Annotated in this window: 10 protein-coding genes; 8 read left to right on the forward strand and 2 right to left on the reverse strand. The window is 41.0% G+C overall.

Annotated elements, in window-relative coordinates; genetic code table 11:
* The first annotated feature begins 5 nt into the window (after positions 1 to 5).
* The 3 genes from Q4575_RS17140 (at position 6) to Q4575_RS17150 (ending at position 5,735) form a co-directional block, all read left to right on the forward strand.
* Positions 6 to 2,948, forward strand: coding sequence for a TonB-dependent receptor (locus Q4575_RS17140; RefSeq protein WP_303523641.1), 2,943 nt, complete (start codon positions 6 to 8; stop codon positions 2,946 to 2,948).
* Positions 2,949 to 3,801: 853 nt separating this feature from the next.
* Positions 3,802 to 4,911 (forward strand): sensor histidine kinase, encoded by a 1,110-nt coding sequence (locus tag Q4575_RS17145; protein ID WP_215963794.1) that lies wholly within the window; start codon positions 3,802 to 3,804, stop codon positions 4,909 to 4,911.
* Between the two features lie 14 nt (positions 4,912 to 4,925).
* On the forward strand, positions 4,926 to 5,735 hold the full coding sequence (locus Q4575_RS17150) for a LytTR family DNA-binding domain-containing protein (RefSeq protein ID WP_215963793.1): 810 nt from the start codon (positions 4,926 to 4,928) through the stop codon (positions 5,733 to 5,735).
* 128 nt (positions 5,736 to 5,863) lie between these two features.
* Here Q4575_RS17150 and Q4575_RS17155 read toward each other — a convergent pair whose 3' ends face one another.
* The gene (locus Q4575_RS17155; RefSeq protein ID WP_303523642.1) at positions 5,864 to 6,448 is read right to left on the reverse strand and encodes a molybdenum cofactor guanylyltransferase; all 585 of its coding nucleotides are present in this window, start codon (positions 6,446 to 6,448) and stop codon (positions 5,864 to 5,866) included.
* A 136-nt stretch (positions 6,449 to 6,584) separates the two neighbouring features.
* Complete coding sequence (moaA, locus tag Q4575_RS17160; RefSeq protein ID WP_303523643.1) at positions 6,585 to 7,559, reverse strand: GTP 3',8-cyclase MoaA; 975 nt, start codon at positions 7,557 to 7,559, stop codon at positions 6,585 to 6,587.
* A 557-nt stretch (positions 7,560 to 8,116) separates the two neighbouring features.
* Between moaA and Q4575_RS17165 the strand changes: the two genes are divergently transcribed.
* From Q4575_RS17165 to Q4575_RS17185, 5 genes are all read left to right on the forward strand, one after another.
* On the forward strand, positions 8,117 to 8,728 hold the full coding sequence (locus Q4575_RS17165; RefSeq protein ID WP_303523644.1) for an ANTAR domain-containing response regulator: 612 nt from the start codon (positions 8,117 to 8,119) through the stop codon (positions 8,726 to 8,728).
* A gap of 1 nt (position 8,729) precedes the next feature.
* Positions 8,730 to 9,800 (forward strand): CmpA/NrtA family ABC transporter substrate-binding protein, encoded by a 1,071-nt coding sequence (locus Q4575_RS17170; protein ID WP_303523645.1) that lies wholly within the window; start codon positions 8,730 to 8,732, stop codon positions 9,798 to 9,800.
* A gap of 322 nt (positions 9,801 to 10,122) precedes the next feature.
* Complete coding sequence (locus Q4575_RS17175; RefSeq protein ID WP_303523646.1) at positions 10,123 to 12,846, forward strand: nitrate reductase; 2,724 nt, start codon at positions 10,123 to 10,125, stop codon at positions 12,844 to 12,846.
* 11 nt (positions 12,847 to 12,857) lie between these two features.
* A complete protein-coding gene (gene cobA, locus Q4575_RS17180) occupies positions 12,858 to 13,748 on the forward strand; it encodes a uroporphyrinogen-III C-methyltransferase (RefSeq protein ID WP_303523647.1) in 891 nt (296 codons plus the stop codon).
* A 5-nt stretch (positions 13,749 to 13,753) separates the two neighbouring features.
* Complete coding sequence (locus tag Q4575_RS17185; RefSeq protein ID WP_303523648.1) at positions 13,754 to 14,737, forward strand: glycosyl transferase family protein; 984 nt, start codon at positions 13,754 to 13,756, stop codon at positions 14,735 to 14,737.
* Positions 14,738 to 15,491: the final 754 nt, after the last annotated feature.

Genomic DNA, 15,491 nt, shown 5'->3' on the forward strand with positions numbered 1-15,491 from the left:
AAGTTATGAAATCACTTAACTTTAAAAAGAACAAATTGGCGTCGTCATTGGCCATTATCCTTGGTACAGCTGTTGTGCTTCCAAGTTTTGCAGCCGAAGATGACAAAATTGCCGACGACGAAATTGAAGTCATTCAGGTCAAAGGGATCCGAGGTAGCTTAATTCGATCAATGGATCTAAAGCGAGACAGTTCAGGGGTTGTTGATGCAATTTCTGCCGAAGAAATGGGTAAATTTCCGGATACGAACCTAGCTGAATCCTTAGGCCGTATTACTGGCGTATCTATTAGTCGGTCAAATGGCGAAGGAAGTCAGATCACGGTTCGTGGTTTTGGCCCTGAGTTTAACTTAATCACGCTTAATGGCAGACAAATGCCGGGTACCGGTTTTACCCGTTCGTTTAGCTTTGAAAACTTGTCGTCAGAAGGTGTAAGTGCACTAGAAGTTCAAAAAACGGCTCGGGCAGAAGTGCCTACCGGTGGTTTAGGGGCAACCGTTAATATTGTTACGGTTAAACCTTTACAATCACCAGGCGAGAAATTTAGCTTGATGGGTAAAGGTATTTACGACTCTTCAAACGTGGCTGGAGATGATATTACGCCAGAATTTGGTGGCATCTACAGCAATACGTTTTTAGACGAAACCTTTGGTGTTGCCCTGTCTGTTTCTCACCATCGACGTGACTTTCAAAAGCAAGAAGCCAACATTCAAGGTTGGCAGGCCAATGTAGGCCTCCCAACTTTAGATGATGACAAGGTTATTGACCCTCGTCCTATGGACAGTGAAGGTAATCGGATTGGTAATCACTATTTTGCCAAAGACATGAACTACGGTATTGCCGACGTTCGTCGCGCCCGCACGAATGGTCAACTTACTTTGCAATATGCAGTCAATGACGACTTAGTTATTACAACGGATTACACAGCAACTAATGCCGTGACCGCGACTGAATCTATTGGTTGGGGGATTTGGAACAACTTTGGTGCCAATATCAACAGCTATGAACTTGATAGCAATGGTACGGCGATTTATGCTGATATTAGTGGTGACGACGGTTCATTTAGCGCGAGCAAAGATACTACCGAAGTTAAGTCGAGTTCATTCGGTATTAATTTCGATTGGCAATTAACAGACGATTTGCATATCGAATTGGATTACCACGACTCCATCACTGAAATTGATAATGGCGCAGATAAAGGCAGTGGTAACTCGGGTCAGGTTATTTTGGGTTCGGACCAATTAGCATCTAAAATTTATGATTATCGTGAAGGTGAAATCCCAAGCGTAAATATACTGTGGAAAAACGGTACAAATGAAATATTGCCGAGTGAAATTGACTCCAACTTTAGTCAATTTTTACATAATCCAGGTGAGTCTACTGTGCAGCAATTTCAATTGCACTCAACCTGGGCTAACCCATATAACTCATCTCTAGCGTATGTTAAAGCAGGTGTTTCAAGCACCACACAAACCATGAGCGGTTCGTCTGCTTGGAGTGGGCTGCGCGGTGGACCAGGGTTTGATCCTAGTTTTGTTGAAATGTTACCAGACGATATGTTTGTGAGACACGACACAGGCGATTTCCTAGATCAGTTTGATGGTGGTGGTAGTGATTTAAATCCAGGATATTATTACACATATGACTTCGACGAAGCTGTTGCGAGACAAACCGCGGTGTTGACTGAAGAAGTGTTAGGGGCGAATGCTTATGTACCAGATGCCTATTACAGTGGATCTGTTCCACAATCGTTAGTTGAAGAAACAACAACAAGCTTTTATTTGCAGACGGAATGGGATCTTGAAGTTGGAGATTTCCCTGTCCAACTAAATGCTGGTATTCGTTATGAAAAAACCGAAGTGGTTAGTCCTTCAGAAAGCCAAATTCCATTGCAGGTAAATTGGGTTGCGGCGTCTGAGTGGATAACTGACTTTAAACCAGAAATAGAAGAAGTTACCTACACCGGTGAATACGACCTTATTTTACCTATGTTAGACATCAAAGTTGATTTAACTGATGAGTTGGTCGGTCGTATGTCGATGGGTAAAACCATTACACGCCCTGGTTTAGGCAATTTATTAGGTTCGTTTTCGGTCTCGGGTAGCCCTAAAATTGGTGCGCGCACCGGTGGCAGAGGTAACCCTAACTTAGAACCATACCAATCAACCAACGTAGATGTGTCATTCGAATATTATTACGACGAAGCAAATTATTTGTCTCTTGGCCTATTTGCTAAAGAAGTGGATAAATGGATTGATAACTCACAAGTTGAGATCACGATTGATGGTATTCACGACATCTATTTAGGTGACCGCTGGAATGCCGCGGTAGGCCAAATAGAAGCGCGTGGCGAACAAGCGACTGACAGTGCAATATTTCAGCAGATGTTAGCCAATAACAATGGCAACCTAGATGGCGTAATCGAACCCGATCCAGCAACCGATCCATTAGTAACGTGGACAATCAGTTCACCTGAAAACGTGGACGAACGTTCTGTATATGGTTTGGAATTTGCGGTGCAGCACGTATTTGGTGAATCAGGCTATGGTTTTGCGTTCAACTCGACATTTGTTGACGGTGACGTTGAATATGATCCTGAATTACTTGAAATCCAAGCCGTGTTACCAGGATTAAGTAACTCAGCTAACTTCCAACTGTTTTATGAAAAAGACGGTTTGTCGGTTAAAACTACATATTCATGGCGCGATGAGTACTTGATTGGTCAAGGCCAATCTCAAGGTTCGTCAGATGTTCCACCACAATTTGCAAAAGAATTTGGCCAATGGGATATCAGCGTGAATTATGACGTAACTGAGCAGTTTACGGTCTTCTTTGATGGCGTAAACTTGAACAACGAAACCGAACAAGGTTTTGGCCGATACGAAGAGCAATTTTTATACGCTCGACAATACGGTACACGTTACGTAGTTGGTGCTAGATACAGCTTCTAATGTTGTCTAAGTTGTAACGCTAAAGGCCGCTGCAGTTGTTGTAGCGGCTTTTTTACGCTTTGTTCTAAGTAAATGACATTACTTTTCTGGCTTTGACAGGTAAAACTGGGGTGGGTGTCTGCGTTGTTTTGCTCTGGCTTTGATAGATAAAATTGGGGTGGGTGTCTACGTTGTTTTTCAGGCTTTGACAGGGAAAACTGAGGTGGGTGTCTACGTTGTTTTTCAGGCTTAGGCAGGGAAAACTGGGGTGGGTGTCTGCGTTGTTTCTCAGGCTTGGGCAGGGAAAACTAGGGTGGGTGTCTTCGTTATTTTTTCTTTCGTTTTCCTTTTCAGGCTTTGACAGGTAAAACTGTGGTGGGTGTCTGCGTTGTTTTTCAGGCTTGGGCAGGGAAAACTGGGGTGGGTGTCTGCGTTGTTTTCAGGCTTGGGCAGGTGAAACTGGGGTGGGTGTCTACGTTGTTTTTCAGGCTTGGGCAATTAAAACTAGGGTGGGTGTCTACGTTGTTTTTCTTTAGGCTTTGACAGGGAAAACTGGGGTGGGTGTCTGCGTTGTTTTCTGCGTTGTTTTTTTTCAGGCTTTGACAGGGAAAACTGAGGTGGGTGTCTGTGTTGTTTTTGGACCGCTGAATTTGGGTTAAATGACCATTGTCTTCAATAAGTTATCGCGGTCGCACTGGCCGTTAAAAATGTCCACTTTGTCTGATTTTAATTGTAATGCTATTTATTGAGGTTAATGTCGTTTCTTTGGTGGTTCTAAAATTTACAACTATTGACCGTGAATAAACGGGTTAACATAGGCAAGTAATACATGGTGTGCTAGGTTTAACCGACTGTTTTAAAACGTAATGGCGCTATGATAAAAACAAGAATGTCGCAATTTTGGGTAATGCAGGTAGGCTTTTGGGCTTTTCTTTGTATTATCAGTCTGTTCACGCTAACGCTTTGGTATGCACAACTCAATTTAATTTATGTTGGCCATACTTTGCTGCAAGGTATTGTTGGGTTTATTGTTTCGATTCCCTTGTACAAAGTGTTTATGAGTGTATGGAATAAACCCGCCTCTATTAGGTTAACGGTTGGTTTTATTTGGATCATGCTCGTGGCTGCCATTTGGACCGCAATTCGAATTGAAACCTACATGTTTATGACGAACGAAGGTGGCGTTTGGCGAGATTTTGGCGGTTGGTATTTTGGCAGTATTTTTATCTTTTTATGTTGGGTAAGTATTTTTCATGGATTGCGTTATTATCAATTACTCGAAGAAGAACATCGAATTATGTTACGGGCAGAGGCCGAAGCTCGTGAAGAGCAATTAAAGCGTTTAACCGCACAAAGTGTTGCACGAGACGCCAAAATTAAGATGTTGCGATATCAGTTAAACCCTCACTTTTTATGTAATACGCTCAATGCAATAAACTCCCTAATCGAAGTTGAAGCATCAGAACAAGCACAAAAAATGACGGTGCAATTAAGTAAGTTCTTACGTTATTCATTAGATAACAATCCAGACACTAAACTGCCTTTAGACAAAGAGCTTAATGCGCTAAAATTGTATTTGGAAATTGAAAAAACACGCTTTGGCGAGCGCTTAAAACTCGACTTCAATGTGAGTGAAAACTCAAAATTGGCTTTGGTACCTAGCCTATTAATTCAGCCCATTATTGAAAATTCGATGAAACACGTTATTGCTCAGAATGAAGAAGGCGGTACGATAAGTTTAAAATCTTACATTCAAAACGATAAACTGATCCTCGAAATGAGCGATACTGGGGCTGGACCAGAAGTCGGTCGTCAGGCGTCTAAGAGTAAAGTGGACTTCAAGCAAAGCCGAGGTGTTGGATTAAGAAATATCGACGAACGATTAAAAGTTATTTACGACAATAACTACAAATTTGAGCTCGAATCCAAATCGTCTGGTGGGCTTACAACAATAATAACCATACCCTATGAACCAATGGCATAGATGGAACAGAGCATATGAAAAAAATCACTACATTGATTGTTGATGACGAGCCGTTAGCCCTGCAGATCCTGCGTTCGAAGCTAAGCAAAATCGACAATATCGACATAATAGGCGAGTGCTCAAATGGGCGCCAAGCCATCGAAGTGATAATGGAAAAAAGTCCAGATTTGGTTTTTCTCGATATTCAGATGCCGGGAATAGATGGTTTTGGTGTTATTAAAAAATTACAAACAGACGTTATGCCACTTATTGTATTCACAACCGCTTACGAACAATATGCTATTGATGCTTTCGACGTCCATGCCGTTGACTACATATTAAAACCGCTAGATTTAGAACGTTTACAGCTGGCAGTAATGCGAGTGCAAGAACGAATATTAAGTGAAGAAAAAGACGGTAAAAATCGGATTATAAGTGCTATTGATTCATTTCGTGATGATGATTCGATGACAGAAGAAGATTTAGCTCGTGCCGCTAAAAATAACCCTAACCTAGAGCGTAAAGTCCTGATCAAAGACCGAGGCGATATCACCCTGTTAAAACAGTCGGAGATAGAGTGGGTCGACGCCGCCGGGGATTATGTATGTCTTCATGCTGGTGGTGTTACACACATAAAACGCAGTACGTTAAAACAATTACTAGAGGAATTAGATCCGACAATATTTAAACGAGTACACCGCTCTACTATAGTAAACTTAACGTATATTAAAAAAGTAACACCGCATACTAAAGGTGAGTTTTTTCTGCAGTTAGGAGAATATGATCAGGTAAAAGTAAGCCGTAATTACAAAGATGTTATTAAGCAATTTTTGGTTGATATGTAGATTGTCGAGAAGCTCTTCTTTGTGACGATAGACCGCTCTAATAGGTAAATTGTGCAATCCTTGTATTAAAAATTTGTATTAAAAATTTGTATTAAAAATTTGTATTAAAATATACGTTACAATCGTGGTTAGCTTTTTAACTTTGCTAATACAGCTTGCCACTCTTCAGGTCTGTTGGAATTATACAATACGTCAACATCCTCTAATTTTATTGCTTCTGCATTTATTTTGTCTAAAAAGTGAAACATAGATAAATTTTTCTGAGTATCGGTTATTTCAATTAACGTTTTAAGTATGTCTAAAGATGGCCGGATCAAAACGGGTAGTGGTTGTCGATGAAATGTCACGGCATTTTCATTTATTAATGAGTACTGGGCCAATTGAGTTAACGTTTGTGGTTTGAGCAAAGGTAAGTCGACAGGAACAAATAGGAAGTTGGTTTTGATATCTTGATTGATTGCATAGTCTAAGATCGACAATATGCCACCAAGTGGGCCTAACGAAGACGTTATGTCGGCGATTTGATTAGAGGCAACTGTTTCAAAGCCAAATGGGACAGAATGCAAAACCTGCCGAGCTCCAGCTGTGGTAAGACACTCTGCGGTAAAGTCCGCCATGGTTTTACCATGACGCTCTAATAAGGCTTTATTGGTCCCCATCCGTTGAGACTTGCCTCCTGACATGACAACACCAATAAATTCTGAATGAGACATTAAACGGTTCCAATATTGATTTTACCAAATGATTTATATGCATTAAGACAATACATACTCAACGGCACGTTAGCACTATAAAAACAGCAAATTAATGCCAACGCTCAGTCGAATAAAGTGAGGTTTTAAGAGCGACTTAGCCACCTAACATTGCGAGGTGTTTTGTAGCACCGGTTTTATTGTCTTGTAAAAAATGCGTTTCTTTTTTGTCGTCTAATTGTGTTTGTAACCAAACTTTAAGTTGTGACAATTGACTGCTTGATTGCAACAGATGTCTAAAGTTAAGGCCTTCTTCGGCAAATAAACATTTATGTAAATTACCTACCGAAGAAACTCGAAGACGATTGCAACTTGCGCAAAAGTCTTTGCTGTATGGCAATATAAAACCAATTTTACCCTGAAAATCAGGATGACAATATTCTAACGCGGGGCCTGCAACTTTAGATTTAACAATTGGTAACCATCCATCATTTTCAATTTTGTTCTTAAGTTGCTCGCCATTGACATGCTGCTTGGCAAAATACGTTTTATTGTCACCGGTTTCCATCAGCTCAATTAATCTTAAGCTCAGGGGTTTAAATTTTATCCACTGCAAAAAGTCGGTTAATTCGTTTTCATTAAACTGTTTAAGCAATACGGCATTAACTTTTACATTTTTAACGCCCAACGAGATTGCTTTGTCGATACCTTTTAGAATGGACTGGTGTTTATTACTGCCTGTTATGAGTCTAAAGGTGTCTGACTTTAAACTATCAATACTGACGTTTAGAGAATCTAATCCAGCATCGACCCATTTTTCTATTTGCGTTTCGAGATTGTAGCCGTTTGTGGTCAATGCCACGGTATCAACACCGTCGACGTTTTTTACAACGCGAATGATCTCAGCAAGATCTTTTCGCAATCCTGGCTCGCCACCGGTGATCCTTACCTTACTGACACCCAGCTCTGCAAAGGCCGTTACTAACCTTTTTATTTCGTCTATTGTTAAAAATTCCCGCGGATTACTGCAATCGTATCCATCCGGTAAACAGTAGTCGCATTTGAAATTACAGACGTCGGTTATCGATAGTCGCAAATAATGGAACTGTCTTTGGTAACTATCTATCAACATACTGGGGAATTTAACCGTTTCATTTTCACTTCTTTTTCAAATTTTGTTTGTCGTAACTTTGGGACCACAGGGCTCTGTTAATTCGCGCTTCTGTATTTCTACTCTAATAGCACTGCCTTTGTAATACCAGTACTACTGTATTTCTTCGCGAATGAGATAGCCTAGATTTTATTATCGCAGAAAACGAATTTTTAACGGAATTCATTTCCGGTCTTTTTTACAATTACTTATAACAACCATGGCGCGTAAACGTTAATCAGTTGGTGCCTTCAACTTCCATACCAGAAGATGTAATTGACTAAACCTAGGGTGGGTAAGGGATAGAAAAATAACCAAACTAATACAAAAGCAAACGTTGCGTCAAATTGGGGACGTATTCCTATTGTGGTGCATCCGTTGTGGTGCAAGTGTTTTGCATGCGTTTGATAAAAACGACTCATAACATGCCAACATCAATAAAATAGCAGGTTACAGCAGATCTCAAAGAAACCTGCCTATCTGGTGCAAATATTGAAGCATTACTCGCGATCACAATTAACAAAGTAACACATCTCACTATGGCTACTAAAAATAAAACAACAAACACGTTAACCGTGTTAGTCATTGACGATGACATGGAACGCGCGGAAAGTTTCCGGGCAGCGCTGGCAGCTTCTCCTTATGTCGTGAAACACTTAGCTCACACGAGTGCCTCACTTTTAAGGGAAGTTGAAAATACCGAGCCTGACATCATTCTAATTGATATTGAATCACCTAATCGCGACACAATTGAAAGTTTGAGTACGATATCTGAATTTAACCCAAAGCCCATTGTTATGTTTTCTGAACAAGACCAACCGGACTTAATGCGAGACAGCATTAAAGCTGGTGTTAGTGCTTATGTTTCAGGTGAAACAAATCCCGATAGAGCCAAATTTATTCTCGATGTCGCGGTCGCTCGTTTTAATGAGTTTCAGGGGCTAAAGGCCGAATTAACAGATGCCAAACGGAAATTGCAGTCGAGAAAGTGGGTTGATCAAGCCAAAGCACTATTAATTGAAAAGCAAGGTATGAGCGAGCAACAGGCTTATTCAGCGATTCGAAAAATGGCGATGGATAATGGACAGAAGATGGAAGACGTAGCAAAGAACCTAATCTCCATGATGCAGTTGATAGGCGGAGGTAAATAACATGAGTTCACAAACGCATTTAGAACAAACCCAACTTGATATTGGAATAGTGGCATTAACCGATTGTGCCCCCTTAGTGATGGCGAAACATCTAGGTTATTTTGAACAATGGGGATTAGATGTTTCATTGCATGTTCAGTATTCTTGGGCGACGGTAAGAGATAGGTTAAACGCTGGTTTATTAGACGCGGCGCAGGTCTTAGCACCGATGCCAATTGCTAGTTCGTTAGGTTTAAATGGACCAAAATGTGAGGTCATTAATGCCTTTAACTTGAGCATGAATGGTAACGGTGTAACGTTATCGACAGCCTTGATGGATAAAGTTAGGGAGTTAAATAACGGAATAACTCCACCACTGCCGCTTGAAGCAAAGTGGCTTAAAAGGGTCATAGACCAGTCGGGTGAGGTATTAAAAATAGCGTCTGTTTACCCTTACTCTTGTCATTTTTATCAACTAAGAGATTGGTTGATATCAGGTGATATTACACCTAACAAAGATGTTGAATTGATCATTATTCCACCGACAAGTATGACCACGGCATTGCAAAATAATGACATCGATGGTTTTTGTGTCGGTACTCCGTGGAACGCCCAAGCGGTTCGAGGTGGTATTGGCGAAACAGTCACGACTTCGAGTGACATATGGCAGGAAGCCCCGGAAAAAGTGTTGGCCGTAACTAAGGAATGGCAAGAGACTAACCCCAATACCTATTTGGCATTACTCGCTGCAGTACAACAAGCTTGCGAATGGTTAGAGTCAGTTGCAAATCGATTTGAAACAGCCATTATCCTGCAACAATATTTAGATGCGCCCGTTGATGTAATCGCGCCAAGTTTGATTGGTAGTTGTATTACCGCGAAAGGAGCACCACCAAGAGATATACCTGGCTACAATCAGTTTTTTCGGAGTAATACCAATCAACCGATTGTTGAGCAAGGCATGTTCTTGATAGAGAAAATGAAAGGTGCAGGGCAGTTAGGCGATTGGACAGATACCCAACTTAATGAAGTTGTTAATAATGTTTATCGAAATGACTTATATGAATCGATGTTGGCCTTACGGAACAGTTGAACCATTTAGGTGAAGCTAATAAGTGATGATAAAAAAAACGCACCCAAGTAGTGCGTTTTTTTCTGTCTTGAACAAAGTCACCTTTACCTATAGTGCCCTAAACTCCAGTATTTACAGTGGCTTGTAGAGAATAAAGAATAAAGCAGATGCTGGCACGTAACTTGTTTATATAAATGTATAAATTTTGAGTACATAGAATATAAAATAATTTTCAAGACGTCGAAAACAACACTTCGACCTCGACTTCTCAGTGTTGAGAAGCTAATAAAATTAAGCAAAGGCGCTACGGTGAAAACCGTCGCGCCTTTTTTGTGAGTAAAAAATGTCAGTACAACAATTTGAACAGAAAGTTTGCCAAACTACTTGCCCATACTGCGGGGTTGGTTGTGGTGTGGATGCAACTATTGTTAACGGTCAGTTAACTGCAGTAAGTGGCAGCAAACAGCATCAGGCGAACTTCGGTAAGCTTTGTGTAAAAGGCTCTAATTTAGCTGAAACTACAGATTTGGAAGGTCGGTTATTGTATCCAGAAGTTAATGGAGAACGTACCACCTGGGACCATGCCACAGACGTTGTTGCTAACGGATTTAAGAAAATTATTGCTGAACACGGTCCACAAGCAGTTGCTTTCTATGTATCTGGTCAAATTTTAACGGAAGATTATTACGTCGCAAATAAGCTAATGAAAGGTTATATCGGCTCAGCAAATATCGATACAAACTCTCGATTATGTATGTCATCTGCCGTTGCAGGCTATAAACGTGCATTTGGTTCAGATACGGTGCCATGCAGCTATGAAGACTTATCCGCAACAGACTTACTTATTTTGGTCGGATCAAACGCAGCATGGACTCACCCCATTTTATTTCAGCGAATGGAACAGGCCAAAAAAGACAACCCAAATATGAAAGTTGTGGTTATTGACCCAAGACGCAGTGCGACGGCTGAATTAGCTGATCTGTTTTTACCGGTTAAACCGGGTACAGATGTCGCATTGTTTATGGGGATGCTTAATTACATCATTAATAATGGTGGGGTGAATAGGGATTATGTCGAGCGCTATTGTGAAGGTTTTGACCTTACAGCTGAGTCTGTTTCGTCGTGGACAGTGGCAACAACAGCTACCTTCTGTGAGCTTCAAGAAAGTGATCTCCTACTTTTTTTTAATGCCTTTTGCCAAACTCCAACAGCGGTAACGTTTTATTCACAAGGTGTTAATCAATCAAGCCAAGGGGTGGATAAATGTAATGCCATTATTAATTGTCATTTGGCGACTGGTAAGTTGGGACATTTGGGCTCCGGTCCATTTTCAATTACTGGACAACCTAATGCAATGGGCGGCAGAGAAGTTGGTGGATTAGCAAATATGTTAGCCGCTCATATGAATATCGAAGATGAAAGTCATCGTGATTTAGTACAAAGTTATTGGGACTCACCTACTATATGTAACGAATATGGCCCTAAAGCGGTGGAAATGTTTGATAAAATGGCTAAAGGTGAAATTAAAGCCGTCTGGATTATGGCCACCAATCCCATGGTGAGTCTGCCAAATCGAAACGAAATTGAAACTGCACTTAAAACCTGCGAATTAGTCGTTGTATCTGATTGCATGGCAGATACAGATACTATGGACTTTGCAGATGTTAAATTACCAGCGACAACGTGGGGCGAGAAAGATGGTACTGTCACTAATTCAGAACGACGTATTTCACGTCAACGAGGCATTTTAGCAGCCCCAGGTGAAACTCGTCACGATTGGCAGATCATTTCAGATATTGCGGTAAAAATGGGTTTTGAAGACGCATTTACTTATCAACACCCAGCTGAAATATTTGTCGAACATGCAGGCTTATCTGGCTACAAAAATGGGTCTGAAAGTTACGCTGTCCGCGACTTTGATATTTCCGGATTAGCGTCTTTAAGTGAAGCTGAGTATGACGCATTACAGCCCGTTCAATGGCCAGTTAACACAAGATATCCAAATGGTTGTCAGCATATATTTGCCGACAATACATTTTATACACCAAGTGGCAAAGCCAATTTTGTCGCTGTTGAAGCCAAATTGCCACAACAAAAAGCGAGTGCGTTATACCCCTATGGCGTGAATTCAGGAAGAGTTCGAGACCATTGGCATACGATGACACGTACAGGTAAATCAGCTTCTTTGGCTAAACACACAAAAGAACCTTTTATCGCAATGCACAGCACAGACTTAACAAAGGAAGGTTTAACCGACGGCAACTTAGTGAAGGTGACGAGCGAGTTTGGTGAGGTTTTAGTGCCAGTGAAAGTTGATGATGGCCTCAAAGTCGGGCAACTCTTTACGCCAATTCATTGGAATAAGCTGAGTGCGCCAACTGCAAATATCGCCAAACTATACGGTTCGTTTGTAGATCCGATCTCAGGGCAACCTGAAAGTAAGTTCACCGTAGCGAATATTGAAAAAGCACCGGTGGGTCAATTCATGCAATTGTTTTGTTTGGAAGAGATGCTCATTGAGTCTGATTATTGGGCAAAAAACACCATTCAGTCTGGCTTTGAATATGCCTGCGCGACAGCTAATAAAATAGAAGGCCCAATGTTCTGGAGTCGAGATTTAACGGCTATTGAAGGCAATTGGAGTTATTTTGAAAATAGCCAAAGCGGTATTGCAACTGCTTTATGTATTAAAGATAACCGTTTGGTTTTTGTTGGGTTTTTCGCGCAATACAAAACGGAAATAAACAGCGACTGGGTTGATAGTCTTTTTCAACAAGAAGAAGTGTCAGCTGAACAAATAAATCGAGTGCTACGTGCAGTGCCTGGCGCTGATTTTATCAACGGCAAAACGATATGTAGCTGTTATAAAGTCGGCGAAAATCAAATTGTCGACGCGATAGTAAGTGAAGGTGATAACTCAGTTGAAAAATTAGGCGAACGTTTGAAGTGCGGCACCAATTGCGGTTCATGTAAAAGTGAACTCAAAACCCTGATCAAACAACATGGACAGCCACAATTAACTCAGAGTCGATTTGAATCTGAAGCCATTCCTGTATTAGAGATATAAACGGAGTATTTATGACAACAACTAAACTATTTAACTTACCTTTTATGCTTCGTTTACTTAATTTTCCATTTAATAGAATGAATGCTGGAAAATGGACAACAAAACAGAAAGCGGCACACAACTCGGTTCGTAAGCCTATTGGCGACGTATATTTAGTTGGCTCCGGTCCAGGTGATGCAGAATTATTGACTCTTAAAGCATACCGCTTAATTCAAGAAACCGATGTTGTTTTATATGATTGGTTGGTTAGTCCCGAAATTGTCAATATGATCCCAAAACATGTGGAACGCGTTTTTGTTGGTAAAAAATGTGGCCGCCACAGTATGACGCAGCAGGAAATATGTGAACGTATGTCTGAATTTGCCCTACAAGGCAAAAATGTCGTGCGACTCAAAGGCGGCGACCCGTCCATATTTGGTCGAGCGGCCGAAGAAGTTGAGCATCTGCAAAAGCTAAATATCGACTTTGCTATTGTTCCAGGTATTACAGCTGCGTCAGGATGTGGTGCATGGTCTGGCATACCTTTAACGCATCGCGAATGCGCCCATTCGGTACGATTTATTACCGCGCATTTTAAAAGTGAAGATATAGAATCTGATTGGCAGAATTACGCTGACTCAAGCGATACACTCGTCTTCTATATGGGGTTAAACAAGGTTGAGCACATCGCACAGCAACTTATTTCACACGGTAAGTCGAGCGAAACGCCAATGGCCATTATCGACCAAGGGACAACAGCTGAACATAAAACCTACGTTTCTGATCTAAAAAGCATCGGTAATGTATTAAATTCTGAAAATATTGTCGGTCCTGCTTTAATTGTCGTGGGTGACGCGATAAATTATAGGGCTAACGTCAATGTCGATTTGCTAACGCAGTCGAAACAACAACAAGTAGCTTAAATTTAGTGAACGAATTTAGTCAGTACATAAAAATTATTGGTCGAGGCAAACGCGCAGGACGTTACTTGTCTGTTGATGAGTCATATCAAGCATTCAAACTATTTCTAGCGAACGAGATAGAGCCAGAACAAGCTGGTGCGTTTTTAATGTTGTTGAGGGTGCGGGAAGAATCAGCCGAAGAGTTAGCCGGATTTGTTAAAGCCTGTCGAGAGTATAACCTTGCGGGGTTAAACAATTTAGATGTCGACCTAGATTTAGGGTGTTACGCCGGTAAAAGACGCCATTTACCTTGGTTTTTATTGGCGGTAATGTGTTTGGCTCAAAATGGCAAACGTGTATTTCTGCATGGGACTAAAGAACCTGAGTCAAACAGGCTGTATTTGTCTGAAGTACTTGAAACTTTAGGCTTAGTTGTTGCAAAAGATCCCATACAAGCAAACAAAATGTTAGATGAAAATGGCTTTGCTTACATGGATTTGGATGTTGTAAATCCGGCATTAGATAGACTCATCCAAATGCGTAAGTTATTTAGCTTGCGATCGCCTGCAAATACTTTGGCAAGGATCCTCAATCCTAGTCAAGGAAAAAGCAGTTATCATGGGGTTTTTCATCGCCACTTTGATGAGCGACACGCAAAGGTAGCTGAAATTCTAGGTGATAAACAAATGTCATGTATTCGAGGAGAGGGCGGTGAAGTTGAGGTAAACCCAGAGCGTCCTTTTGTACAATTTATGTTTGTTGGTGGCGAACAAAAACAAGTTGAATACCCGGCGTACCTAGAGAATTGGCAAATTAAACCAAAAGAGCTAAACCCAATTGAACTCAAACAAATGTGGCAGGGCAAACTCGATTCTGAATACGGTAAGCAAGCCGTGTTAGGCACACTAACAAGTTATTTGGTTTTGACAGAACAAGTCAGTGTTGAAGAAGCACATATTATGGCTAATCAACTGTGGGAGCGTCGCGATAAATCGCGGTTTTTTAGTTGAAACTCAAAAAAGACATATTAAGTTAAAAATCATTTGAAAAGTTATCCAAAAACAGAGCCTAGGCTCTGTTTTGTCGTTTTTGGACGGAAAAATCTTCCTAAGACCTAAGACCTAAGACCTAAGAACTAAGAACTAAGAACTAAGAACTAAGAACTAAGAACTTCTTTGGATTCAGTGGGTGTCCCTGTAACTTATCGGTTTGTGTCTGAGTTATTTATCTGGCTCTGAGAAGTAAAGCTGGAGTGGGTGTCTGCGTTATTTTGTTTGGCTCTGAGAGGCAAAGCTAGAGTGGGTGTCCATGCAACTTATCGGTTTGTGTCTGAGTTATTTATCTGGCTATGAGAGGTAAAGCTGGTGTGGGTGTCTACGTTATTTTTTCGGTGGGTGTCTGCGCAATTTATCCATGTAACTTATCAGTGGGTGTCCATGCAACTTATCGGTTTGCGTCCGAGTTATTTATCTGGCTATGAGAGGTAAAGCTGGAGTGGGTGTCTACGTTATTTTTTCGGTGGGTGTCTGCGCAATTTATCTATGTAACTTATCAGTGGGTGTCCATGCAACTTATCGGTTTGTGTCTGAGTTATTTATCCGGCTATGAGAGGTAAAGCTGGAGTGGGTGTCTGCGTTATTTTGTTTGGCTCTGAGAAGTAAAACTGGAGTGGGTGTCCAAGCAATTTTCCATGCAATATTCGGTGTTTTTACATAAATAAGAAGGAATGAGCGGGTAGGTTTGGCGAGAAGCGTAAAAAAGAAC

Origin of the sequence: Psychrosphaera sp. 1_MG-2023, from assembly GCF_030548245.1 — a bacterium.
GTDB classification, from domain to species: domain Bacteria; phylum Pseudomonadota; class Gammaproteobacteria; order Enterobacterales; family Alteromonadaceae; genus Psychrosphaera; species Psychrosphaera algicola.

Coding starts and splice junctions, on each gene's coding strand:
- Q4575_RS17150 (WP_215963793.1), top strand. CDS start 4,926: ATGAAAAAAATCACTACATTGATTGTTGATGACGAGCCGTTAGCCCTG.
- Q4575_RS17165 (WP_303523644.1), top strand. CDS start 8,117: ATGGCTACTAAAAATAAAACAACAAACACGTTAACCGTGTTAGTCATT.
- Q4575_RS17175 (WP_303523646.1), top strand. CDS start 10,123: ATGTCAGTACAACAATTTGAACAGAAAGTTTGCCAAACTACTTGCCCA.
- moaA (WP_303523643.1), bottom strand. CDS start 7,559: ATGTTGATAGATAGTTACCAAAGACAGTTCCATTATTTGCGACTATCG.
- Q4575_RS17145 (WP_215963794.1), top strand. CDS start 3,802: ATGATAAAAACAAGAATGTCGCAATTTTGGGTAATGCAGGTAGGCTTT.
- cobA (WP_303523647.1), top strand. CDS start 12,858: ATGACAACAACTAAACTATTTAACTTACCTTTTATGCTTCGTTTACTT.
- Q4575_RS17170 (WP_303523645.1), top strand. CDS start 8,730: ATGAGTTCACAAACGCATTTAGAACAAACCCAACTTGATATTGGAATA.
- Q4575_RS17155 (WP_303523642.1), bottom strand. CDS start 6,448: ATGTCTCATTCAGAATTTATTGGTGTTGTCATGTCAGGAGGCAAGTCT.
- Q4575_RS17140 (WP_303523641.1), top strand. CDS start 6: ATGAAATCACTTAACTTTAAAAAGAACAAATTGGCGTCGTCATTGGCC.